This window comes from Accumulibacter sp. (assembly GCF_023806625.1).
Taxonomy (GTDB): domain Bacteria; phylum Pseudomonadota; class Gammaproteobacteria; order Burkholderiales; family Rhodocyclaceae; genus Accumulibacter.
Map to the genome: position 1 here is coordinate 1 of NZ_JAMTDX010000004.1, position 24,886 is coordinate 24,886.

Consider the following 24,886-nt stretch of genomic DNA (forward strand, 5'->3'; position numbering starts at 1 on the left):
GCAGGGCTCCACTTATCGAAGAGCCTTTGCTGTCCAAACAAACGGGGCCACCTCTAACCACAAGGCGGATGCTACGGTGCTTTCGCGCTTCGACTACAGCTACGACAGTCGCGGCCGGCGCATCGGCATGGGCACCCTCGACGGTGCCTGGACCTACACCTACGACGACATCGGGCAACTCACCCATGGCGTCTTCGCCTCGACCAACCCGGCGATCCCGGACCAGGATCTGCTGTATGTCTATGACGCGATGGGCAACCGCATCCGCACCGTCGAGAACGGCGTCACCACGGCGTACACGACCAACAACCTCAACCAGTACACGCAGGTGGGCAATACGACCTATGCCTTCGACGCCGACGGCAACCTGATTTCGGAGACCTCGCCGTCCGGGACCGTGCTTTACAGCTATGACGACGAGAACCGGCTGATTGCCGTGCAGCAGGGTGCGGATGCGTGGGCATACAGCTACGACGCGTTCAGCCAGCGGGTTGCGACCAGTCACAACGGGGTTGTTACACGATACACGATCGATCCCGTTGGGTTGGGCAATGTGGTCGGTGAATACGATGCAGTGGGAAGTCTCATCGCAGGCTACGACTACGGATTCGGCTTGTTGTCACAGAATACCAGCGGGACGACGGCGTGGTATACGTTTGATGCGATCGGCAGTTCGGATGCTCTGACTGGGTCGATCGGCAACGTATTGGGCACGTATTCATATACCCCGTTCGGAAGCATTGCATATCAGTCTGGCGCGATCCAAAACCCCTTCCGTTTTGTAGCTGAGTTTGGTGTTAGGAGCGAGGCAGGCGGGTCGATCTACATGAGAGCAAGATACTATCAAACGGAAACCGGAAGATTCACGCAAGCAGACCCCATTGGAATACTAAGCGGCAGCGTAAACTCATACAGTTACGCCGAGAATGGTCCTACAGACGCCATTGATCCTCTTGGGTTGGAGAAGAGCTACGTTACTGGAATTCCCGGCATTCCAAGGAAGTATTTTCGTATCAATTACGATTTTTTCAGCGACAAGAGACTTGGACTTGGTTCGCAGATGGGGAGGATACTTCGGGTTGACTTTGGCAAATTTCACTTACTGGCAGAACGTAAACTCATTGGAAAGGTTGCTGCGAGGTGGGTTCCGATAATTGCTCCAATAACTGCCGGTTGGGGAATTGGAGAAACGGCTGGAAATCTAATGTACGATTTACTTAACCCCGAGGACGCTGGGAATTGGGTGGATTGGTTAGGTGGGCCGATGTTCCCAGGGATACCGAAACCACCCGATGTCCCGGGCCCTGGGGGCGGATGGGGAATTCCAGGCTCAGTTGACCCCAACCAAAAACTCGGCCCCGCCGGTTTCGGCACTGCGTCCTACATCAGCTCATCCATCACGCTTCCCTACCGAATCGACTTCGAGAACGACCCCACCGCCACCGCCCCCGCCCAGATCGTCACCATCACCGACCAACTCGACCCCGACCTCGACTGGTCCACCTTCGCGCTGACCGAAATCGGCTTCGGCGACCACCTGATCGCCATCCCCGCCAGCGCCCCGCACTTCGAGACCACCGTCCCGGTGCACTACAACGGCCAGGACTTCGACGTCCAGATCGAGGCCGGCATCAACCTCGCCACCGGCCAGGTCTATGCCCACTTCTACTCGATCGACCCGGACACCAGCCTGCCGCCCGATGTGCTCACCGGCTTCCTGCCGCCCGAAGACGGCACCGGTCGCGGCATGGGCCATGTTTCCTACCTCATCGACCCGAAACCCGGCCTCGCCACCGGTACCCAGATCAGGAACATCGCCCTGATCTCCTTCGACGGCCAGCCGTGGATCGCCACCAACCAGATCGACCCGCACAACCCGGCCGCCGGCACCGACCCGGCCAAGGACGCCCTCAACACCATCGACGCCGGCGCCCCGACCAGCGCCGTGCAACCGCTGCCGCCGACGCGCACGCGCCCCGACTTCCTCGTCCAGTGGACCGCCGCCGACGACGCCGGCGGCTCCGGCGTCGCCAGCCACGACATCTACGTCGCCACCGACGGCGGCAGCTATGTCCTCTGGAAGGACGACATCACCGCCACCTCCGCCACCTTCACCGGTCAGGCCGGCCACAGCTACGCCTTCTACAGCGTCGCGCAGGACCACGTCGGCAACACCGAAGTCGCGCCGGCGACGCCCGACGCCACCACCCAGGTCGTTGACGGCCTCGCCGTCACCGCCGTTGCCACCGATGCAAGTGGCGCCGCGATCCGCTTCAACCGCCCGTTCGACCCCGTCACCCTCAACCTCTACGCCACCGAAACCGGTGGCCAGGGCCCGGCCGACGTCACGCTCGTCGGCGCCACCACCGGCGCCGTCACCGGCTCGCTCGTACTCGACGACGACCTCCAGGGTTTCCGTTTCGTCAGGACCGGCGGCCCGCTGGCGCCTGATACCTACACGCTCACACTGCGCAGCGCCGCCAACGGCGTCATCGACACCCTCGGCCGCCTCCTCGACGGCGACGACGACGGCACCCCCGGTGGCGACTCCGTTACGACCCTCACGGTCGCCGGGCCATTGCCGCGCGTGCTCTCGCTGCCCGACGTCGTGCGCGGCCCGGGGCAGCCGGTCAACATCCCGGCCACCGTCAGCGGCATCCCGATCCGTCTCAGCGACGGCAGCGGCGTCGAGTCGCTCGAGTTCACCCTGAACTACGACCCGACCCTGCTCACGATCAGCGACTCCACGCTCGCGGCCGGCCTTCCCGCCGGCAGCACCCTCGTCGCCAACCTCACCGTCGCCGGCCAACTGCGCGTCGCGATGTCCTTCCCGACGCCTCTCGCCGCCGGTGCACAGGATCTGCTCACCCTCACCGCCGCCGTCCCGGCGACGGCCCCCTACCGGGCCAAGCAGGTCCTCGACCTCGCCGACGTCTCGATCAACGAAGGCGCCTTGGCGGCGGTTGCCGACGACGCCGTGCACCTCGTCGCCCATTTCGGCGACACCACCGGCAACGGTTCCTACAGCTCGCTCGACGGTCAGCGCGTGCTGCGTCAGGCCGTCGGACTCGACAGCGGCTTTGCCGCCTACCCGCTCGCCGACCCGGTGCTGGTCGCCGACATCACCGGCAACGGCGCCGTCAGTTCGCTCGACGCCACCCGCATCATCCAGGAAGCGGTTGGCATCGACCGGCCCGAGATCCCGCCGCTGCCGGTTCCGGCGCTTCCCATCACCCCGGCCGGGGCCGACCCCTACGTGCACATCCCGACCAACCTCAGCGGCATTCCGGGCAGCGTCATCACCGTCCCGGTACTGATCGATGACGCCGTCGGACTCGAAGCGGCCGACCTGCGGCTCGTCTACGACCCGGCACTGCTCGAAGTCGTCGCCGTGCGTGCCGGCTTGGTGACCACCGGTGCAACGATCGTCACCAACCCGACCCCGGCCGACAGCGCCACCGGAGCGCTCACCGTTGGCCTGGCGCTCACCACCCCGCGCCCGGCGGGCGGTGGCAGCCTGCTCGAGATTGATTTCCGGATCAGGCCCACGGCAACCTCGGGTGCCACGGCGCTGAACCTGACCAGGGTCAGCCTCAACGAGGACGGGCTGGTCCTGACGCCGCAGCCGGTGCCGGGGCCCGATGGCAGCGATGGCCTGCTGACCATCCTGGGGGCCGGCAACCGCGCGCCGATCGCCGCGCCCGACGACTACGCGACCGACGAGGACACCCCGCTGACCATCGTCGCCCCCGGCGTGCTCGGTAACGACAGCGACGTCGACGGCGATCCGCTGACCGCCTCGCTGGTCAACGGGCCCGCGCACGGGACGCTCAGCCTCGACCCCGACGGCAGCTTCGTCTATCGTCCTTCCGCTGACTACTCCGGGCCGGACAGTTTCCGTTACCAGTCGTTCGGCGGGGTCGAGCCGAGCACGATCGCCGTCGTGAGCCTGAACGTCAACCCGGTCAACGACGCCCCGACGCTCGATCCGCCGGCGTCGCTGATCGTCGACGAGGGCACGCTTCTCGAATTCCGCATCCTCGCCAGCGATGTCGAGAACGACGCGCTGACCTTCAGCCTCGACGCCGCTCCGGTCGGTGCGACGATCGACGCCGATACGGGTCTCTTTGCGTGGACGGCGGCCGACGGGCCGGCGACCAGCCAGGTTGTCGTTCGCGTCACCGACGCGCTGGGGGCCTTCAGCACCGGCGCGTTCGAGATCCTCGTCCGCGACGTCGCTCCGACGCTGCTGCTGAGTGGAGAGGCCAGCGTCGCGGCCGGTCAGCCCTACACGCTGGGCCTCTCGGTCAGCGACCCGGGGGCCGACAGCGTGACCGAATGGCGGGTCAACTGGGGCGACGGCAACGCCGAACGGATTTCCGGGGATCGCTCGGTGGCGACGCACACCTATGCCGCCACCGGCGCCTTCACCGTCACCGCCGTGGCCTCCGACGAGGACGGCAGCTATCCGGCCAACGCACTCGATGTGTGGGTCACCGAACCGGAGACGCTTCGGGTCAGCGCGTTCACCCCGACGGCCAGCGGCTTCCACGCGCGTTTCAACCGGGCGATCGATGCGCCGGCGCTCAACCTTTACGACAGCGAGAACGCCGGGCTCGGTGCTCCCGACGTCACGCTCGTCGGGACGGCGACCGGTGCCGTCCGCGGTTCGCTGATCGTCGACGCCGACGGCGCGGGGATCAGCCTGATCCGTAGCGGCGGGCCGCTGCCCGCGGACGATTACACGGTGCGTCTGGGCAGCGGCGCGATGGCTGTTCATGACCTCGCCGGGCGAGCCCTCGACGGCGACGCGGACGGACTCGCCGGAGACGCCTTCGAGTCCTCCTTCACCGCGGCCGACGCGGGCCTGACGGTGAGCCTGCCCGACGTCGTTCGCGGGCCGGGCCAGCCGGCTGATCTCGGCGCGCCGTCGCTGGGCGGCGCGCTGCCGGTCTGGCTGTCCGACGGGAGCGGAGTGACCGAGGTCGAGTTCAGCCTCCGCTACGACCCGGCGATTCTCGACGTTCAAGGCGTTTCGGCTGGCGCGCAACTGCCGGCCGGAACGACGATCGAGCGGCTCGCCGCTCCTGCCGGGCTGCTGTCGGTGCGCCTCACCAGCCCGACCGAACTCGCTGCCGGCCGCCTCCGGCTGCTCGACATCGCGGCCCGCGTTCCGGACAGCGCAGCCTACGGCGCCAAGCAGGTTCTCGACCTCGAAGACGTCCGGGTCAATGGGCGGAGCGGGACCGGCGACGACGCGCTGCAACTCGTCGCCTATCTCGGCGATACCAGCGGCGACGCCAGCTACGGCACGCTCGACGCGCAGAAAGTGCAGCGCGTCCTCGTCAGGCTCGACAGCGGCTTCGCGGCGTACCCGAACGTCGATCCGCTGCTCGTCGCCGACGTCAACGCCAGCGGCACGCTGACCTCGATCGACGCCAGCCGGTTGCTCCAGGAAGTCGGCTACCTCTCCGGCGCGAGCTCCACGGACCGCCTCGAGATTCCGCCGATTCCGGCCGGAGTCGGTCCGCTGCAGTTCGCCGGTCCCGATCCGCTGGTCGACATCGCGGTCCAGGCCAGCGGCGAACCCGGCGAGGTGGTCACGGTTCCGGTGCGCATCGACACCGCGGCGGGCCTCGAAAGCGTCCAGCTCACCGTCGCCTACGACGCCAGCCGCTTCGAGCTCGTCGGCGTTCGTCGCGGTTCGCTGGCCGGCGACTTCGCGTGGTTCGTCGCCGGCAGCGAAGCCGGGCGGATCACCGTCGACATGGCCCGGCTCGACGCGCTCGCGGGCGGTTCGGGCAACCTGCTCGAGATCGACCTGCGCATCCGCGACGACGCGGCTCCGGGAATCGCGGCGATCGACCTGCAGTACGCTCGGCTCAACGACGGCCACCTGACGCTCGGCGTCTCGCCGCAGGCCGGCCTCGACGCGACCGACGGTCAGGTGACGGTCGGGTCGGCCCGGGCCGAGCGATTCCCGGCGATCGGGTCAGGGGATGCCGCGCTCTCGGCGAGTCGCTCCGGACCGGCGAGCGCGACGGTCGCTGCGGGCGCTGCGGCGAGTGCGCGGAAGACACCGACGCTGGGCGGGGCGGCGCTGCCTGGCGCGGTATGGCCCGCGCCGGCCGCGCTGGCCGAGGTTCCGGCGATTCCGTCGGGCGACGACGGCAGGATGGCCGTCTCGCCGGTGGTCGACCTGGCCGGTCACTTCGATGCGCCGGCGGCGGTCAGCGCGTCGATCGCCGACGAGGTGCGAAACAAGCCGTGGCTCAGGGACTATCTCGGCAACGGCGGCGAGACGGGCAAGGGCGCAGCGAAGCCCGCTTTTCGGGTCAAGCTGCCGGTCGTTCCGGTGACCAGGCCGCCGGTGACGACGGCGATCCTCTGAGCGAAAGCAACGATATCCGGGCGAACGGTCATTACTCTCGAGACACCCCTGATCATGAAAGTCATGACCGTTTCCCTCACCCCCGACCCCTCTCCCACGTCCGGGAGAGGGGAATTTCGTGAGTCGCTGACGCGACTTTCACGGTAAAGCCACGATCTCACAGGAAAGGACGAGACATGAACCTGGCTGGCAATGCGTGCGCATTGTCGCTGTGCGCACTTCTCTTAGGCTACATTCCCGCCGGCGCGGAGGCGGCGCTGTCGATCGATGCTCCGGCGAGCGCAGCCCAGGGCACCCGGGCGATGACCGTGTCGCTGTTCGAATCGGACACGCAGGGGCTGATCGCTGCGGACCTGTTGTTCCGCTTCGATCCGGCTGCGTTCAGCTATGTGGGGACGACGCTCGGCACGGCGACCGGTGGGTTTTCGCTCGTCGCCAACAAAACGGCGGCCGGCGAAGTGGCGATCAGTCTGGCGTCCGGGGACGGTTCGCCGGTGCCTTCAGGGACGCTGGTCGACGTCGAGCTCGATATCGGGGACAATGCCGGGGTTTTCGGTCTGAGCTTCGAGGCGATCCTCGACGAGCAGGGAGCGGAGGTCGTGACGCACAGCCTGACCGTCGTGCCTGCCGGCGAAATCCCCGAGCCGCGGGGGTCGTGGCTGTTCGCGGCGGCCGCGCTGGCGCTGCTCGCGTCGCGCTGTCACGCGCTGGCCTCGGAGCGGTGTCGGGCAGGGGCGTGATCCGCCGCCCAGGGGTGACGGCGGGAGCGCGGGAGTGGGTCAATGCTCAGGGGAGGCAATCGGGAATGAACCGGAGCGACAAGCAGGAAAACGCCGTACCGGCGCCGGCCGAGGGCGCCGCGCCGCAGATGCCGAGAATCCGTTGGGACACCGAGGGGTTGAAGAGCTCCTACGCCAACTTCGCCAACGCCAACAGCACGCGCGAGGAAGTCGTCCTCAACTTCGGCGTGAACAACAGCTGGGATCGCGCACAGTCGGAAATCACGATCGAACTGTCGCACCGGATCATGCTCAGCCCGTTCGCTGCGAAGCGCCTGTCGACGATGCTCGCGCAGCTGATCGCCGAGTACGAGCAGCGCTACGGCGAACTTACGTAGCGCGGGCAGTCGTCGCGGGGAGGGTGCCGCGCCAGGCGTGTGTCGCGCTCGCGACGCTGCGCCCGCAGCGGCCGCGCGGCGTAAATGTTGGGAGGCAGTCCATTGCAGTCGGCTGCGCAGCGTTCCGCTGAGACTTCGTCGGGCGAGGCGTCGGGCGGCGCCGAGGGTTCAGCTCACGCTGGACGCCAGCGCGACGACTCCGCATGGAGCGCCTTTGCCTCTTCGCGGAACGCGGCCGAGTTCTGTATCCACTGGCTGGAAGTGCAGTGTCTGCAGATCGGCGACGTCCGGGCGGCGCTGCTGCTCCTCGAGCAGGGCGGTGGCACTTTCGTCCCGGCGGCGATCTGGCCATCGATGGACAGCAACGTCGGCCATCTGGCGCCGGCCGCCGAGCAGTGCCTCGGCGAGCGGCGCGGGCTCGTGCTGCGTGGTCAGGCCGGGGCACTGGTCGTCGTCGCGTATCCGGTCGATGTCGAAGGCGAGCTGCACGGCGCGGTCGTTCTCGACGTCGCCGATCGCGCGGATGGGTCGCTGCAGCAGGTGCTGCGCCAACTGCACTGGGGAATCGGCTGGCTGGCGACGCTGTTCCTGCGCACGCGCAGGCTCGCCGACGCTCTGGCGCTCGAACGGGCGCGCAGCGCGCTCGATGTGCTCGCGGTCGCCGGCGAGCATCACCGGCTCGGGCCGATGGCGTTGGCGCTGGTCAACGACCTGGCCAGTCGCTTCGCCTGCGAGCGCGTCGCGCTCGGCATCGATCGTCGCGGCCGCGCACGGCTGCAGGCGCTGTCGCACTCGGCGTTCTTCGAGAAGAAAAGCCAGTTCGTCGCCGCGCTCGAGAACGCGATGGACGAGGCGCTCGACCAGCGGTGCAGCGTCGCGTATCCGCCGCTCGGCGAAGGCGGCGGAGGAATCGCCATCGCGCACCGTGACTTCGCGGGGTCGCGGGCGGTCTGCTCGGTGGTGCTGGCGAGCCGCGGCGCCGGCATCGGCGTACTGAGCTTCGAGCGCCAGGAGCCGTTCACGGCCGACGATCTCTGCGCCTTCGAGGCCGTCGCCGCGCTGCTCGGGCCGCTGCTCGACAGCCGGCTCGAAGTGCACCGCTGGTTCGCCGGCCGGCTGGCCGACAAGCTGCGCGGCACCTGGGCGCATCTGCGCAACCCGCGGCGGCCGGGGCTGCGCGTCGCGCTGGTCGTCGCCACGGTGTTGCTCCTCGGCGTCTTCTTCCTCGAAGGCGAGTACCGGGTCAGCGCCAGGGCGGTCGTCGAGGGCGAGGTGCAGCGCGCGGCGGTCGCACCGTTCGACGGCTTCCTGCGCGAGGCGCCAGTGCGCGCCGGCTTCGTCGTCCGCCAGGGACAGGTGCTGGCCAGGCTCGACGACCGGGACCTGCTCGTCGAGCGCCAGCGCCATCTTTCCGAGCGCGAGCAGCACGGCGCGCGCTATCGCGATGCGCTGGCCAGGCACGAGCGGGCCAACGCCAACGTCGCGCTGGCCCAGATGCAGCAGGCCGAGGCGCAACTCGTGCTTGTCGAGGAGAAACTCGCCCGCGCCGAGGTCGTCGCGCCATTCGACGGCATCGTCGTCTCGGGCGACCTGAGCCAGCTGCTCGGTTCCCCGGTCGAACAGGGCAAGCTGCTCTTCGAGATCGCTCCGCTCGACGCGTACCGGGTGATCCTCAAGGTCGAGGATCGCGACATCCGCGATGTGCGCGCGGGGCAGACGGGCAAGCTCGTGCTCGCCGGTCTGGCTGGCGAAGTGCTCGACTTCGAGGTGCACAACATCGCCGTCGCCGAGCCCGAGGACGGCAAGAACGTCTTCCGCGTCGAGGCCCGGCTCGCGCGCAGCGACCTCGAGCTGCGTCCGGGAATGGAAGGGGTCGGCAAGATCAGCGCCGGCGAGCAGAGCTACGCGTGGATCTGGACGCACCGACTGACCGACTGGCTGCGCCTCCAGGCGTGGACCTGGCTGCCGTAGGGCGCCGCGCCGGTCGCCGATCATGGCCGCCCCGTTCCTCAGTGCTTCGTGGTATCGCGTCGCCGGGCTGCGTCCCGAGCTGCGCGCGCATGCACGAATCCAGCGCCAGCGTTTCCGCGGCCAGGCCTGGTACGTGGTGCACGACCGTGCTTCGGGCAAGCTGCACCGCTTCAGCCCGGCAGCGTACGGCGTGATCCAGCTGCTCGACGGCCGGCGGACCGTCGACGAGGTCTGGCGCGAGGTCGCCGCCCGCTCGGGTAGCGAAGCGCCGACCCAGGACGAGGTGATCCGCCTGCTCGCGCAGCTGCACGCCGCTGACCTGCTGCAGGCCGATCTGCCACCCGACGTCGACGAACTCGCCGAGCGCGGCAGTCAGCAGAAACGGCGCAAGCTTCTGCAGAGTTTCATCAACCCGATGTCGATGCGCATCCCGCTCTGGGACCCCGACGACTTCCTGAGCCGGACCTGGCCGCTGGTGAGGCCGCTGGCCGGCTGGCTCGGGCTGGTCGTCTGGCTGCTCGCCGTTCTGCCGGGGATCGTCCTCGCCGGCGTGCACTGGCCGGAGCTGACCGCGAACCTCAGCGACCAGGTTCTGGCGACGAAGAACCTGTTGCTGCTCTGGCTGATCTACCCGCTGATCAAGGCGCTGCACGAGCTCGCCCACGGCTACGCGGTGAAGTCGGGCGACGGCGAGGTGCACGAGATGGGCCTGATGCTGCTCGTCCTGGCCCCGGTACCCTACGTCGATGCGACGGCTTCGGGGGCCTTCCGGAGCAAGTGGCGGCGGGCCTTCGTCGGCGCCGCGGGGATGCTCGTCGAGCTCTTCCTCGCCGGAATCGCGATGATCGTCTGGGCGCTCGTCGAACCGGGGCTCGTCCGCTCGATCGCCTTCAACGTCGTGCTCGTCGGCGGCGCTTCGACGCTGCTGTTCAACGGCAATCCGCTGCTCCGCTACGACGGCTATTACGTGCTCTCCGACCTGATCGAAATCCCGAATCTCGGCGGTCGCTCGAACCAGTACTGGCAGTGGCTGGCCAAGCGCCACCTGTTCGGCGTGACCGCGGTCGAGCGGCCGGTGGCCACGGCCGGAGAGCGGCGCTGGTTCTCGTTCTACGGCGCGGCGTCGTTCGTCTACCGCACGCTGGTGATGATCGCGATCGCCCTGTTCATCGCCGGCGAATTCTTCTTCGTCGGCGTCGTCCTGGCGATCTGGGCGGCGATCACGATGTTCGTCGTACCGCTCGTCAAAGCGATCGCCTACATCCAGTCGAGCCCCGAACTGCAGCGCACGCGAACGCGCGCCAGGCTCGTCGCCTACGGAGGCCTCGCCGCGCTGGCGCTGTTCGTGTTGCTCGTGCCGCTGCCGCTGCGCACGCACGCCGAGGGCGTCGTCTGGGTGCCCGAGAACGCCGAGGTGCGCACGGGCGCCGACGGCTTCGTCGAGCAGCTGTTCGTCGCTCCCGACGCGCAGGTCGCCGCCGGCGAGGTGCTGGTCGTCACCGCCGCGCCTGAACTGAGCGCCGAAGTCGCGGAGGGTCAGGCGCGCGTCCGGCAGTTCGCCGTGCAGTACACAGCGTTGATGTTCGACGAGCGCGTGCAGGCCGCGGCGGTCCTCGAGGACCTCCAGCGCGAGCGCGTCGCACTGGCTCGCGCCGAGGAGAAGCTCGCCTCGCTGGCCGTCGTCGCCGGCGTTCCCGGGGCGATCAAGCTGGCCCGGGCGCAGGACCTGCCCGGGCGCTACGTGAAGAAGGGCGAGTTGCTCGGTTACATCGTCTCCGGACCGCCGCGGCTCGTCCGGGCAGTCGTCAGGCAGGACGACATCGCGCTGGTTCGCGAGCGGCGAACGGCGGTCGAAGTGAAGATCACCGACCGACTCGCGCACACCTACCCGGCGCGCGTGCTGCGCGAAGTTCCCGGCGGCCACGATCGCCTGCCGCACAAGGCGCTGGCGCTCGCTGGCGGCGGCCCGCACGGTACCGATCCGCGCGATCCGGACGGGCTCAGGTCGCTGCAGCGGCTGTTCCAGTTCGACCTCGAGTTGCCCGAAGACGTCGGCGCCGTGGACATCGGCACGCGCGTCTATGTGCGCTTTCATCACCACGCCGAGCCGCTGGCCGCGCAGTGGGGAAGGCGCCTGCGGCAACTCTTCCTGGCGCGCTTCAATGTCTAGGGCGCTGCTCGCCAGCTGGCGGATCGACGAGTTCGCGCACGCAGCCCATGCCGAGCGCCGCGATGTCGACGACGACCGGTTCGACCGCCTGATCGCCGGTTTGCTCGGCCGCTGGGCACAGCGCGGGTCGACGCTGCGCGTGCGTCGGCTCTGGAAGTTCGCCGAACGAGTCGAGGCGCTCGGCGACCAACTCGCGGCGCTCGACAGCGCCGGTCTGCGCGGGCGCATCGCCGCCGTCCGCGGCATTCTGGCCAGCGAGGGGCCGGTCGAGGCCCACGTCGTCGAGTGCTTCGCGCTGGTCCGCGAGGTGTGCTCGCGGCTCGTCGGCCAGCGCCACTATCCGGTGCAGCTGATTGGTGGCTACGCGCTGCTGCGCGGGTCGCTGGCCGAGATGCACACCGGCGAGGGCAAGACGCTGACCGCGGTCCTGCCGGCGGTGACCGTCGCGCTGGCCGGCGCGCCGGTGCACGTGATCACGGTCAACGAGTATCTGGCCCGCCGCGACGCCGAGCACCTCGGTCCGGTGTACGAATTCTTCGGGCTGCGCGTCGGGCTGGTCGTTCCCGGGCAGGACAACGCGCAGCGCGCCGCGGCCTACGCCTGCGCGGTGACGTATTGCGTCAACAAGGATCTCGTCTTCGATTATCTGCGCGACCGGATCAGCCAGAAGCGCGGTCCGGGCGGTCCGCGCGCGGCGATCGAGCGCTGGCTCGCCGGGACAGGCCGGCGCACCGGCCAGCCTGCGCTGCTTCGCGGTCTGTTCTACGCAATCGTCGACGAAGCCGACAGCGTGCTGATCGACGAAGCGCGAACGCCGCTGATCATTTCCAGCGACGTCGAGGATCCGCACGGGCGGGGACTCTACGAGCAGGCGCTGGCGCTCGCGGCCAGCCTGAACGAGCCAGAGCACTATGTGCTGCGGCCGAATGAGCGCAGCGTCGAGCTGACCGACGCCGGGCGCGCGGCGGTCGCCGGGTTCGCCTGCGGGCAGACCGGGTTGTGGACGATCGCTCGCGCGCGCGAGGAACTCGTCGAGCAGGCGCTGTCGGCGCGGCACCTCTTCCATCGCGACCGGCAGTACCTGGTCAGCGACGGCAAGGTGCAGATCGTCGACGAATATACCGGCCGGGTGATGGCCGACCGTTCGTGGGAGCGAGGGCTGCACCAGATGATCGAAGTCAAGGAGGGGCTCGATCCTTCGCAGCGCCGCGAGACGATTTCGCGGATCACCTACCAGCGCTTCTTCAGGCGCTACCTGTGCCTGGCCGGGATGAGCGGCACGGCGACCGAGGTGGCGCCCGAGCTGCGCTCCATCTACGCGCTCGACGTGCTGCGCATTCCGCCGAACCGGCCGGTGATCCGGCGCGACCTCGGCCAGCGCGTGTTCGCCGATGGCGATCGGCGCTGGGCCGCGGTCGTCGAGCGGGCGGCGGCGATGCGCGCTGCCGGTCGCGCCGTGCTGATCGGGACGCGTTCGGTCGCCGCCTCCGAAGTGGCCAGCCGTTCGCTGGCCGCGGCGGGCCTCGCGCACGAGGTGCTCAACGCGCGCCAGGATGCGGACGAGGCGGCGATCATCGCGCAGGCCGGGCAGGCCGGGCGGATCACCGTGGCGACGAACATGGCCGGCCGCGGGACCGACATCGTCCTCGGTCCGGCGGTTCGCGAGGCCGGCGGGCTGCACGTGATCCTCACCGAGTACCACGACTCGGCGCGGATCGACCGCCAGCTGTTCGGTCGTGCCGGCCGCCAGGGCGACCCCGGATCGTGCGAGGCGATCGTCGCGCTCGACGACGAGCTGTTCGTCGCCCACGCCTCGCGGCTGCTTGGCTGGCTGCGCAGGCGGGTGTCGCCCGATGGACTGCTGCCGGCGCAGCTCGCCTGGCTGCTCAGGCGTCTGGCGCAGGGCGCGGCGGAAAGGCAGAATTCACGGATACGACGGCAGACGGTGGAGATCGACAAGCGGGTGGCCAAGTCTCTGGCCTTTGCCGGGAGAGGGGAGTAGGGATGGCCAGTGACGGTACCCGGCGGTGGCGCCTGACGGTTCTCGCGCTGCTCGCCGCGGGCGGGGCCGGTGCCGGCGAGTTCGACTGCATCATCGAGCCGAGCAAGACGCTCGAGGTGCGTGCGGCGAGCGAGGGGCTGATCGAGAAGATCTGGGTCGACCGCGGCGACCTGGTCAAGGCCGGCCAGGTGCTGGTGACCATCGACTCGGGAGTCGAGCGCGCCGCCGCCGACGCGGCGCGCTACCGGGCGACGATGCAGGGGCGAATCCGCAGCAGCGAGAGCCGCGTCGAGTTCTCGTCGGCCAAGTACCAGCGCCGCGAGAAGCTCGCCGGACAGTCGTTCATCTCGCTGCACGACCGCGACGAGGCGCTGACCGAGAAGAAGCTCGCCGAGGCCGAGCTGATCGAGGCGCGCGACGACCGCAAGCTCGCCGAGATCGAGTACCGCCGGCTTTCCGAGCAGTTGCGCCTGCGCACGATCAAGAGCCCGGTCGACGGCGTCGTCGTCGACCGCCTGCTCAACGCCGGCGAACTGGCCGACAACCGCGATCTGCGCAAGCCGATCCTGCGTCTCGCCGACATCGGCACGCTCTACGTCGAGGTGCTGATGCCCAATGAGGCGTTCGGCCGGGTCACGCCGGGGCAGAGTGTCGAGGTCCTGCCCGAGGCTCCGGTCGGCGGGCGCCACAAGGCGACCGTCAAGGTCATCGACCGCGTCCATGACGCGGCCAGCGGGACCTTCGGCGTGCGCCTCGAACTGCCCAACCCCGGCCTCAAACTCCCCGCGGGAATCAAGTGCAAGGCGAGTTTTCCGGGCGTCGCCGGGCGCTCGTTCGCCAGCCCGGGGAGTGCGCCGCGCCCCGAAGCGAAGCCGAACGCCGTGCCCGCAGGCAGGCCGTCGTAGTGCGGCCGGCGGGAAGTTCTCGTCCGCTTTCCAAGCCCATCCCGCGCATCCACGCGGCCACTGGCTTGGAGGTCAGGCCGTTGCGTGGCATTCACTTGACGGTTTCGGCGCCCCGGGTCTCGCTCGCACCACTGTCCAGGCCGCCGCGGATCTCGCCGCACAGCAGCTCCAGCTTGGCAGCTCGCAAAGGTGAAGGTGATGCGCCGGTTGCCATTCACCGACACCGGATGGAGACCGACCGGATTGGCGGCAAGGCCATGCAGCCGCCAGCCCGGGAGGTCTGGGTCCTCCGGTCACCGCGAACATCCAGTCGCGCCAGCCGGCGCAGCTCTTGTGAGTGATGCGCTCGATGCCGATGCGGCGCGCTGGCCCGCCGACTCACCGGCCGGGCGGAGTTTCCCGGTAGTGGGTCAGCGCCGCGGCCATCTCGTCCGCCACGCGCTGACGCAGCGCGTCGGGTTCGACCACGGTGCACTCGCTACCGTACTTCATGATGTCCATGATCAGCTCGCGGTCGTCGGCGTAGGGCACGCGCAGTTCGCAGCCGCCGTCGGGCAGCGTCTTCCGCTTCTGCTTCGGGTGCCAGCGTTCCGCGGCGACCCAGCGCGCCCGTTCCGGCGTGAAGCGCAGCACGGCCCAGGTCACCTGGTCGCCGGAGAAGATTCCGTAACCGGCGCCGAGCACCTCGTCGAGGCGCCTGTCGGAGACGTCCTTCGCGCGCTTGTCGAGGATCTCCACGGATTCGATCGCGTCCACCGAGAAGGCCCGCAGGCCGTCGCGCAGGTGGCACCAGGCGTCGAGGTACCAGTTGTCGCGGTAGTGGTTCAGGCGCTGCGGCGAGACTTCACGATCGGTGACCTCGTCGGTGCCGCGCGCGTGGTAGCGGATGATCAGCCGCTTGCGCCGCAGCAGCGCGGAGCCGACCGCCTGGAAGTGGTCGAGGTGAAATTCGCGCGCGCCGACGGTCTGGATGCGGATGCGCCGCTGGACTTCCTCGGCGGGGTTGTCGGCGCTGCCGAGCAGCCCGGTCAGGCGGGCCAGCAGCGGCCGGATCTGCGGGCCGAGGAGGCCGCCGCTGTCGAGGCTGGAGATGAGGTGCTGCATGGTGAGCAGCGCATGGATTTCCTCGGCGGAGAACCAGAGACCGGGCAGCTCGTACTGCGGGCCGACGCGCGGTCCGGCCTTCTCGAAGCGGTAGCCGCCGAGGTGGCGGTCGTAGGTGATCGGCGCATTCAGGCGGTCCTTCATGTAGGCGAGATCGCGTTTCAAGGTCGCCCAGGAAATGCCGAGCCGTTCCTGGAGTTCGGCGCGGCTGACGAAGGGCCGGTTGCCGAGCATCTGGTCGATCTGGTAGATACGTTCCATGCCGCTCATCGACCTGCCTCCGATGGTTGTCGTGGTTTCCTGCCTGGCTCTCGAATTGAGCCCGGCGGATGGTATCCTGATTTCGCTCCGAACGCTGGCCGGCGATTCCCGGTAGCATGTCGGCGTCGGGCCGGGGTCGCGGCTGGTCGGCGGCGTTGGGGGAACGACGGCAACAGGCCTGGCGCGGGATTGGCGCGCCACCGTGGAGCGGGAAGCGATCGACGTATTCGAGTTCGGGGAAAAGCTGGTCGGTGACTATCGCCAGTTCATGCGCAGCTTCACCCGGATCCGGAGCGAAGACATCGCACGCTTCGTCGAGTCGGCGTACGACTCGCAGCGCTACTGGCCGGAACCGCTGATCCCGATCAATCCCAATTTCGAGGCGGGGCACACGGTCGACGAGCTGGCCGCGGCCGGAGCGCTGCATCCCGAGTGTGGCCGGATTTTCCGAGCTGGCAAGAGCGCCAGTTCGGCCGGCGTTTCGCTGCGCCTGTTCAAGCACCAGGAAGAAGCGATCGGCTTTGCCCGGTCCGGCGCCAGCTACATTCTGACCACCGGCACCGGGTCCGGCAAGTCGCTCGCCTGCTTCATCCCGATCGTCGATGCCGTGCTCGAGGCCAGGGCAGCGGACAGGACGCCGCGGACGCGCGATCGTCATCTACCCGATGAACGCGCTGGCCAACAGCCAGCTCGATGAACTCGGCAAGTTCCTGGGCGACTACGGCGCCACGCCGCCGGCCAGCTTCGGGCGCCATACCGGGCAGGAGGAAGACCAGGAGCGCCAGCGCCTGGCGGCCAATCCCCCCGACATCGACGGCCTCAACGGCGAATTCCTCAATTGGCTGAACTTCGGCGGCTTCCCCGAGGCGGTCACCAGCCCGGCCGTGCGTGCCAACGCGGGGCGCGATTCCCGCGCCAGGAGATCATCGACAAGGTGCTGCTCAACGACCTGCCCAGTCCCTGCGGCATCTCGGACACCCAGGAGCTCAACCGCTTCTTCAACGTGCTGGCCTTCAACACCGGCGACGAAGCGAGCCTGGAGGCGCTTTCCAGACAGGCCAACATCGGCAGGCAACGGCTCTCCGGATACCTCGAATGTCTGGAAGCATCCTTCCTGATCCGCTGCGTCCCTCGCAGCGACGAGAACGCGCTGCGGCTCCAGCGCGCTCGCCAACCGGCATCCCCTGGCCCGCCACCCTCTGGTGGCCAGCCGGACCTGGACCGGCACGGCCAGCCTCGAGGGCGTGTCCGTCGAGTTCGCGCCGGCGGCGCTGCATTGCCACACCATCGCCGGCAACCCGCTCCGCTTCCGCAGCCGACCCGCCCCGAATGCACTTCGAACGATCCGGCAAGAACCCGCTTACGAATGGGCGGATGGGTTTTCCGATGTTCGTTCGCGCACATATTCGCCGAGGCTTTTTGCCAGCGAGACAAACTCCGACGGGATCATCATCACGGTCGTGCTGTTGTTCTCCGCCCCGACCTCGGTGACCATCTGCATGCGGCGCAGCTCGACTGCCACCGGATTGTTCGCCATCTGCTGAGCGGCGTCGGCGAGCTTCCGGGACGCCTCGAGTTCTGCTTCAGCCTTGATGATTCGCGCGCGCTTTTCGCGGATGGCCTGCGCCTGCATGGCCATGACTTCCTGCATTCCGACAGGCAACTCCACGTCCTTCATTTCGAACCGCTCGACTTCGACGCCCCAGGCGACCGTCGACTCGGCCATGTTCCTGCGCAGCAGCTCGTTGATCTTGTCCCGCTCCTGCAACACTTCGTCGAGATCATGCTGTCCGATCGAATTGCGCAGACTCGTCAAAGCCAGCTGATAGACGGCCGCCGGCGCATCGGCGACGGCGATGACCGACCTGGCGGCGTCGGTGATCCGGTACCAGAGGACGGCGTTGAGCTTCACCGTCACGCTGTCGCGCGTGATCGTCTCCTGCTGTTCGGCAGACACCGTTCGCGTACGGATGTCGATCGTCACCGCTCTCTCGATTCCCAGCGGAATGATCCAGTACAAGCCCGGTCCGCGCAGAGCCAGATAGCGGCCGAGTCGGAATACCACCCCGCGTTGATACTCCTGCGCGATGCGCAGCCCGGTCAGCAGGACGATTGCGATGGCAACCGCGACAATCTCCAGAGTGGTCATCGAAGGCCTCCGAAAGTCAATTCCGTCAGGCCTCCATCTTATACCGTCGAATCGACGGGACGACTTCCGGCCTGCGAGTGCGCAGCCCGATCCCTGGTTGCTGCGAAATGCGCGCGCGTCTCTGGCTGCCGTTCCGCCATATCGGCCCGCAGCACTCGACGATGCGCGCAAGCCTGGTGTTGGGGGGTCTGGTCGGACAGCTTGCCGATGGCCTGCACCTGATCTCGATGGCAGCGCTGCCGAATCGGTCAGCACCCACCCGCGCGCAGCCAGGAAGAAGACGCGGGCGAGGATTCTGCGGAAGGCGGCAGCGGGCTGCCCAGACCAAGAGATCCTCGAGATGTCGGGAGTCTGGACCACGACGGCCGGGAAGATCCGGTGCTTCGAGGAAGCGATCGATGCGCCGCTGGAGGACAGGCCGGGGGCAGCGCGGAAGCCGACGGAAAGGCAGCGCGCGCATCGGATCGCGGTGGCGTGTCCGCCTGCGCGATGGGTCGCCACGGTGGCTCACGAGGCCGCCGCGGCGACCCATGGCCACCCTCGCGCTACGCTTCTGGCCGGGTCTTCAGGCTCCGTCCGTCGGCACGGATTCCCCGAATCACGACGGCTGTCAGGGCCGCTCAGGGCCTGGAACCCTTGCGGAAGTGGCGTCGGATCTCCTTTCCTCGGACTGGAGAATGGGCGTTAACCCGGCGCGCCGCGTACGGCTCCGACAACGATCTGCTCCACCTCGTCCGGCGTTGCCGCCGCGAGCGCGTCCCTGGCCACGGCTTCCATTTGCGCAACGGTCGTCTGGCGCAGGAAATTGCGCAGGCGAGGCGCGCGTAGCGGGTTGATGCTCAGGCTTCGCACACCCATTCCCAGCAGCACGCAGACGCCCGCCGGATCTGCCGCTGCCTCGCCGCAAACGGAAATGGCGGTTCCCTGTCGGATCGCCGTCTGAACGACGTGTTCCGTCGCGCGCAGCACGCTGGGGTGAAGAAAGCCGGCCACGCCCGAAGCATCGTGCGCGCGCCGGTCGGTGGCGAGAATGAATTGCGCCAGATCGTTGGTTCCGATCGACACGAAATCGACCATGCGGACGATCTCGTGAATCTTGATCACGGCTGCCGGGGTTTCGATCATTGCGCCAACAGGCAGACGATCGCCGAGCCCCGCGTCGGCAAGCACTTCGCCAAGCAGTTTGCGCGCTGCAGCAAGATCGGCGACGCCGGTGACCATCGGAAACATCACGCGCACCTCGCCGGCTGGCGCGGATCGCGCGAGAGCCAGCAACTGCGTGCGGAGCATCGTTTCCTCGCTCAGTGAAAAGGCCAGCCCCCGCTTGCCCGCGCGGAAGGCGAGATCAGTCTCGGGAGAATGGAACTGGGGGACCTTGTCTCCGCCAAAGTCCATCGTCCGGAAGACGACAGGCAATGGCCTGACCTCTGCCGCGACCGCCGAGTAGGCGGCAATCTGTTCCTCCACGGCAGGCGGCTGGGAAACGTCGAGAAACTGGAACTCCGAGCGGAAGAGTCCGACGCCGTCGAGACCGTACTCCGCAACCAGGCGTGCTTCGTCGGGTCTGCAAATGTTCGCGTAGAGGACGATCGGAACACCGTCCCGGGTTCGCGATTCGGCCGCCTTCTCGTCGGGAGCCACCGGGCTGTGTCCCGTATGTCGCATCCGGCGCTCGGCGAAAAGTTCGCTTTGTGCCCGCGTCGGCGCGACGACCACCGTGCCGGCTTCCGCATCGACCAGGAGCTGGTCCCCGGTTTCGAGCAGCAGGGTAACGTCGCGGACGTCGCTGACCGCCGGAATGTTTCGTGATCTCGCGAGAATCGCGACATGCGAGGACGGACTGTTGTCCTCGGTCACCAGACCGGCCAGATGCCGGTGATCGATCTGCAGCATGTCCGAAGGAAGAAGTTCCCTGGCGATCACGATCGTATTTTCGGGAAGCGATGCGAGAGGATTTGCCGCGCAATCGCTGGTCGAAACGAGGTGGCGCAGGACCCGTCGCCCGACGTCACGGATGTCCGCGCCCCGCTGGCGCATCACTTCGTTCGTCGATCCTTCGAGCATTTCGGCCATCCCCCGGATTTCCTGGGCAACCGCGCTCTCCGCGCAGATCATCTCGTCGACCACTCGTCTGCGGCAGACCTCCCAGAAATCGACGTCATTGAGCATCGCCAGCTGGACACCAAGGAGACCACTCTCTTCCGGCGCCAACTCCCTCTGCGAATGGCGCTGCACCTGCTCCAGGTCGCGGCCCGCTACCGCCAGAGCGCCGTCGAGACGCGCCACCTCGCGCCGCACCTCGCCCGCCGGGATCGGGTCGCTGCGCGTCGTCCATTCGCTCTCGGGAGGCAGGTGCAGCCACGCGCGACCGTCGGCCATACCCGGCGAAAGTCCGCGTCCCTTCAACGTCGCACTCGACATCCGTACATACGCGCGCAACTGGGCCACCTCCGACTCCCTGGTCCTCACCGCTGCCTGCAGACCGGTCGTGCGCGCGCGAATCGCGCCGATCAGGACGATGTAGAGCCACATCGCGGCGATTTCCATCAGCACGTTGAGGCCGGCGACGGCCATCGATGGCTCGGCTTCCCACGGAATCTCGAAGCCAATCCTCAGTAGCGGCAGCACGACTCCGAGGAGGCTGGCGAACAGGCGTTCGCCTCGCCATGCGGCGAGTGCCACCGGAAGGACATAGACGAGCGGGAACTGGACGTCCCGTCCGGTGACGATGTCGATCCACAGGGCCAGCGCCGCAAGGAACAGGCTCGATCCCCGCGGGTACCTGCTGCCGATCGATGCAATGGTCACCTTCATGCGATGACTCCTCTGCCGAGAACGTTTCCTTGCCGCTGACGTCGGTCCAGGGTGACCTGGCTTCGGGTAATTGTGCCGCGCGTCGCCCGCGAGATCGTTAGACCGTGTAACAAGTTGTTGCCGACGGTTTCACGGTCGGCACCAGCGTGGCGAGAGCCAGTCGTCCCCGGGCGGTCGCTGGCGGGAGGGAGCCTCGACCCGCTGCGCTGCCGCCTGCCGGTGTCAGGAACGATGGCTGGCCAGGCGCGAAAGGTGGTGCTTCGGCGTTGTCGGCCAGGGCAGAAGGCGCCGACCGCGACCCGTTCCAGGCGACCGCGCACGATTTGTTCGAACCCTTCTGCCGCCAGGTCCTCGGCTCCGGCGACATCCGCTGCGCCGGCACGGTCGAGGTCGGCGCCTCCCCCAAGGCGCTGGCGCCGCTGCTCGGGCACAGCACAGCGGAGATCGCCACCTGGGTCGCCGGGCAGGCGGCGCGGACGGGGTGCCAGCGGGTGGTCTCCGGCCCGCGCGGCAGCTTTCCGGGGTTGGCGCTGGGCAGCGGTCAGGAACTGAAGGCCTTCCTCGACGCGTGGCGGGAATTTGCCCGGCCAGCGGCGTCGACCGCGATCCTCGAGAGGAGGCGGATCGAAAAAGCCGCCGAGGACGCCGGCTTCGACCTGACACCCGACCGCGACGGGGCCTGTCGGGATCCTTGAGCGCCTGGCCCGGGCTGTCAGCTTCCTCTCTGTGCGGACCACTCCCGGGCGGCCGCGACCCGATGGCCGCGGTCGACCTCGCCAGACGTCTATTTCTGCGGCTCGTCCGGTTGCTTCCTGAACTGCGCCTTGCCCTGCGCGACCTTGCGCCGGACGAAGCTCGGGACGGCGGCTTCCGCCGCGAGGCTCCCGAGCAGCTCGGCCTTGGCGGAGAGGCGGCCATCCATCTTCCTCGAGGTGTACAGCGCCTCCTTGCGGAAACGGGCGGAGTCCATCGAGCGGGCAATGTCGACCATGCTTTCCAGCACCTGGATCACCCAGGGCTGGCTGGCGAAGCGCTGCCGGGCCTCGGCGAGCATCTGCTCGACGGCACCCCAGTCGCCGTATTCGGCCGCCTGGCGGGCGCGGGCGAGCAGCTTGCCGGCCTCGATCTCGGCCCGGCGGGCGACGACCAGCGGATCCTCCAGCAGCGTCTCCCAGACGGCGGCTGCTACCACATCGACGGCCAGCGTCGCATCGGCGAAGGCGAGCGGCAGGCCTTCCGGCGTCGCGGCGGTGACGGCTGCCTGCAGCAGCGGCGCGGCGCCCGCCCGGGCAAGGGTTGCCGGCACTTCCAGTTCGACCAGCGCCCACGCCTCGGCGCCGAAGGCAATGTCCGGCAGGCGGACCACCGGCATCACGCCGTCGCCATCGACCGGGTAGTCGTTGAGGAGGCGGATCGTGACGCCCTGGGGCGCGGCGAGCGACAGGCGCACGTGGCGGGCGCACAGGCTGGAGATGAAGTCGAACTCCTCGGCGAAGGGCTCGAAGAGGTCGGCCGCGGTGTCGCCGTAATAGTGGTTGCCACCGCCGCGCTCGGCCATGGCGACCATCAGGTCCTCGTTGAAATTGCGGCCGAGGCCGTAGGTCGAGGTGGTCACGCCGGCCTCGGCGGCTCTGGCGCAGCAGGCGGCGATGCCGTCGCTGTCGGTCAGCGCGCCGACGTTGGCGTTGCCGTCGGACAGCAGGATGACGCGGGCGATCGCGGCCCCGGCTGAGTCCGGCAGCAGCGCGTCGGCGCCGGCCTGCCAGCCGCCGTGCAGGTTGGTCGAGCCGCCCGGCTGGATGGTGGCCAACGCCGTGTGCAGCGCCTTGCGGTCGCCGACCGGGGCGGCCGGGGCGACGATGCGGACGCGGTCGTCGAAGACGACGAGGGCGGCGGTGTCGCTCGGCTCGAGCCGGTCGACGATGTGGCGGGCGCAGCGCACGGCCTCGACCAGCGGCTCGCCGGCCATCGAGCCGGAGCGGTCGACGACCAGGGCGAAGCAGTAGGGCTGGCGCGCCTTCTTCTCCTCGCTTGGCGAATCGGGCGCCTGGATGCGGACGAGGACCGGCAGCTTCTGGGGCAGGGCCGCGATCAGCGCGGGCTTGAGCGGGTGGATGAGGATGCGGGGGGTGTTGGCGTCGGGCATCGCAGTCTCCTGTACTTCCGGCACCATTGCCGGCGGGTGATCGCAGGATAGCCGGCCGCAGGCTCACCGGCTGCGCCAATGCCCCCGATTTCTGGCGGCCGCGCACAGGCATGACCAGGCTCTCCGGGGGCAGAACGTGCTCGGCGGACTCGCGGCTGCTGCGGCGGGACGGCGCCCGGGAGCGAGCGCTCATGCTCCGGGCAGCCTGCCGGCCAGGAGGGATTGCCTGGCCCTCCGGCCGTCAGGCGACTGCCCGGCTGGCGCGCAGACGGGCGATGACCTCGGAGGCGGATCTGACCTTGCCCGCCGCCACTTCCTGGCTGCCGACCGCGAGGATCTTCAACAGCGCCAGCGTCTCCTGGGTTTCCTCGAAAGAAACGACATCCTGCAGTACCGCCCTGGCTTCTCCGTTCTGGGTGATGAACCGCGGCTCGCGCTGCTCCGCGAGATTCGCCAGCACCTCGGCTGCGTTCGCGTCGAGGTCGCTGATGGGCTTGACTTGCGAGGAGCAGCGCATGACCGGGATCCTGATGTTCGATGAGGACCGAACATCATCTCCATGGGGTCTCGTGGCAATGCTTGCGATCCCCGCCCCGCGTACTGCCGCGTCAGCTTCGACAGATCGAGCGGGTCGACCACCTCGACGATGAATCGCGCCCGGTGATCCTGGTTCAGCCAATCGTCGAGCGACGGCGGCAGCAGCTAGCCGGCCTTGCGCTCGGCGCCGACGAAGTGCGACATGCCCGACCTCGGGCGCTTCAATGGTCATGATTTAAGGATGTTCGGCAGGCGGCTAGCCGAAAGTCCGACAGGCTGCTAGAATTTCCCTATTGACAATCCGGTCAGCAAGGAGCAGCCAGGATGAAGAAGACCGTGTGGCAGGGCCTTGGATGCATTCTCTCACTCGCTGCTCCGGCGCTCACGTCGGCGGCGCAATTCACTCTGACGGTCGCCGGAGTCGATCCGCTCACCGTTCCGGTCGCGCCGCTCAGCTCGCCCGCACCCGGCATGTTCGTCGGGCTGGGTGACTGCAGCGCCGATCCGCTTGCTGGAAACGCGTGCAACGGCACGGGTTCGGTGGGCACGAACCCTCTCCGCACAGCTCAGGACGTGCTGGATACGAACCGTCTCAACGGCACGGATTTTTCCAACGCGGCGACCTACGGGTATGGCTTTGCGCTCGACCAGGTGATCTTTCACCAGATCTCGGTGGCTTTCGATGTGGTCAACGGTGTCGTCATTCCCGTCGGCGCTGGCACGCTCGACCAAGGTTTCGACTTCATCGTCGGACAGACCGGCGGCGGGTCGAACGGAGGCGGTCCAAGCAGTTTCTTCCAGACCTCGCTTGATCTGGCCCGTCGGGTGACGATCGCCGACCAGTCCAAGGTTTACTTCGACGCTCTGGTGCCCCAGCCGGCGCTTCTGACCATCGGCTACTACGAGGATACGCTGAGCATATCCGCGAGCGACCCGGTGGTCGTCGACCTCGGTGACCGGGGAAAGATGACCTTCCAACTCGCCGGTCTGGACCAGCCGATTACCCAGGGTGATCCGGGGGTGCCGATCCTGTTCAGCGCGCCCCTTCCATCGTCGTTCGCCCTGCTGGGTCTCGGCCTCGGCCTGCTTGCGCTGGCCAGTCGGCGCGGCGCCCGTTCGCCGGTCGGTTAGATTTCCCGTCTTGGTTGGCCGGGGGAGCGGGCGGCACCCGCTGAGCGAATCCGGGTTGCCGCGGTCGGTGGCCGCCGCTGCGGGCCGATTGGCCTGAGCCCGGGAGGCCCCGCGGGCTGACGCTCGGCTCGTTCGCCGGAAGGACACACCGCACACCGGTCGTCGATCGCCGCTTGCGGTCGGGGGGC

16 protein-coding genes are annotated in these 24,886 nt (G+C 68.3%); 11 read left to right on the forward strand and 5 right to left on the reverse strand.

What is annotated here, in order from left to right; genetic code table 11:
- The first annotated feature begins 76 nt into the window (after positions 1 to 76).
- From NFW05_RS00710 to NFW05_RS00740, 7 genes are all read left to right on the forward strand, one after another.
- Positions 77 to 6,391 (forward strand): cohesin domain-containing protein, encoded by a 6,315-nt coding sequence (locus NFW05_RS00710; RefSeq protein WP_295301914.1) that lies wholly within the window; start codon positions 77 to 79, stop codon positions 6,389 to 6,391.
- A gap of 176 nt (positions 6,392 to 6,567) precedes the next feature.
- Entirely contained in the window at positions 6,568 to 7,131 is a 564-nt protein-coding gene (locus tag NFW05_RS00715) for a cohesin domain-containing protein (protein ID WP_295301915.1), read from the forward strand.
- A gap of 65 nt (positions 7,132 to 7,196) precedes the next feature.
- Positions 7,197 to 7,508, forward strand: a complete 312-nt coding sequence (locus NFW05_RS00720; protein ID WP_295301917.1) for a DUF3467 domain-containing protein — start codon at positions 7,197 to 7,199, stop codon at positions 7,506 to 7,508.
- Positions 7,509 to 7,769: 261 nt separating this feature from the next.
- Positions 7,770 to 9,479, forward strand: a complete 1,710-nt coding sequence (locus NFW05_RS00725; protein WP_295301919.1) for an HlyD family efflux transporter periplasmic adaptor subunit — start codon at positions 7,770 to 7,772, stop codon at positions 9,477 to 9,479.
- Between the two features lie 22 nt (positions 9,480 to 9,501).
- Positions 9,502 to 11,649: a PqqD family peptide modification chaperone gene (locus NFW05_RS00730; RefSeq protein ID WP_295301921.1), complete on the forward strand. Its 2,148-nt coding sequence runs from the start codon at positions 9,502 to 9,504 to the stop codon at positions 11,647 to 11,649.
- On the forward strand, positions 11,642 to 13,651 hold the full coding sequence (locus NFW05_RS00735) for a hypothetical protein (protein ID WP_295301923.1): 2,010 nt from the start codon (positions 11,642 to 11,644) through the stop codon (positions 13,649 to 13,651). Before NFW05_RS00730 ends, NFW05_RS00735 begins: the two co-directional genes overlap by 8 nt.
- 2 nt (positions 13,652 to 13,653) lie before the next feature.
- Positions 13,654 to 14,556: an efflux RND transporter periplasmic adaptor subunit gene (locus NFW05_RS00740; RefSeq protein WP_295301925.1), complete on the forward strand. Its 903-nt coding sequence runs from the start codon at positions 13,654 to 13,656 to the stop codon at positions 14,554 to 14,556.
- Positions 14,557 to 14,934: 378 nt separating this feature from the next.
- Here the strand turns inward: NFW05_RS00740 and NFW05_RS00745 are convergent, their stop codons facing one another.
- Positions 14,935 to 15,930, reverse strand: a complete 996-nt coding sequence (locus NFW05_RS00745) for a YafY family protein (RefSeq protein WP_295301927.1) — start codon at positions 15,928 to 15,930, stop codon at positions 14,935 to 14,937.
- 193 nt (positions 15,931 to 16,123) lie between these two features.
- On the opposite strand from NFW05_RS00745, the gene NFW05_RS00750 reads away from it, so the two are divergent.
- Both NFW05_RS00750 and NFW05_RS00755 read left to right on the forward strand, forming a co-directional pair.
- Positions 16,124 to 16,618, forward strand: coding sequence for a hypothetical protein (locus tag NFW05_RS00750; protein ID WP_295301929.1), 495 nt, complete (start codon positions 16,124 to 16,126; stop codon positions 16,616 to 16,618).
- Entirely contained in the window at positions 16,587 to 17,039 is a 453-nt protein-coding gene (locus tag NFW05_RS00755) for a hypothetical protein (RefSeq protein ID WP_295301930.1), read from the forward strand. The genes NFW05_RS00750 and NFW05_RS00755 overlap by 32 nt, the downstream gene beginning before the upstream one ends.
- Before the next feature lie 242 nt (positions 17,040 to 17,281).
- On the opposite strand, the gene NFW05_RS00760 is transcribed toward NFW05_RS00755, so the two are convergent.
- A complete protein-coding gene (locus NFW05_RS00760) occupies positions 17,282 to 18,070 on the reverse strand; it encodes an SPFH domain-containing protein (protein WP_295301932.1) in 789 nt (262 codons plus the stop codon).
- Between the two features lie 684 nt (positions 18,071 to 18,754).
- Positions 18,755 to 20,884 carry a phosphoenolpyruvate--protein phosphotransferase gene (gene ptsP, locus NFW05_RS00765; RefSeq protein ID WP_295301933.1) on the reverse strand — a complete coding sequence of 710 codons (2,130 nt, stop codon included), beginning with the start codon at positions 20,882 to 20,884 and terminating at the stop codon, positions 18,755 to 18,757.
- Between the two features lie 266 nt (positions 20,885 to 21,150).
- Here ptsP and NFW05_RS00770 point away from each other — a divergent pair, with 266 nt between their 5' ends.
- On the forward strand, positions 21,151 to 21,579 hold the full coding sequence (locus NFW05_RS00770; RefSeq protein ID WP_295301934.1) for a hypothetical protein: 429 nt from the start codon (positions 21,151 to 21,153) through the stop codon (positions 21,577 to 21,579).
- Between the two features lie 89 nt (positions 21,580 to 21,668).
- Here the strand turns inward: NFW05_RS00770 and NFW05_RS00775 are convergent, their stop codons facing one another.
- Both NFW05_RS00775 and NFW05_RS00780 read right to left on the reverse strand, forming a co-directional pair.
- A complete protein-coding gene (locus NFW05_RS00775) occupies positions 21,669 to 23,030 on the reverse strand; it encodes a VWA domain-containing protein (protein WP_295301935.1) in 1,362 nt (453 codons plus the stop codon).
- A 241-nt stretch (positions 23,031 to 23,271) separates the two neighbouring features.
- Positions 23,272 to 23,547 (reverse strand): type II toxin-antitoxin system prevent-host-death family antitoxin, encoded by a 276-nt coding sequence (locus tag NFW05_RS00780; RefSeq protein WP_295301936.1) that lies wholly within the window; start codon positions 23,545 to 23,547, stop codon positions 23,272 to 23,274.
- A gap of 344 nt (positions 23,548 to 23,891) precedes the next feature.
- Between NFW05_RS00780 and NFW05_RS00785 the strand changes: the two genes are divergently transcribed.
- Complete coding sequence (locus NFW05_RS00785) at positions 23,892 to 24,698, forward strand: hypothetical protein (protein WP_295301937.1); 807 nt, start codon at positions 23,892 to 23,894, stop codon at positions 24,696 to 24,698.
- Positions 24,699 to 24,886: the final 188 nt, after the last annotated feature.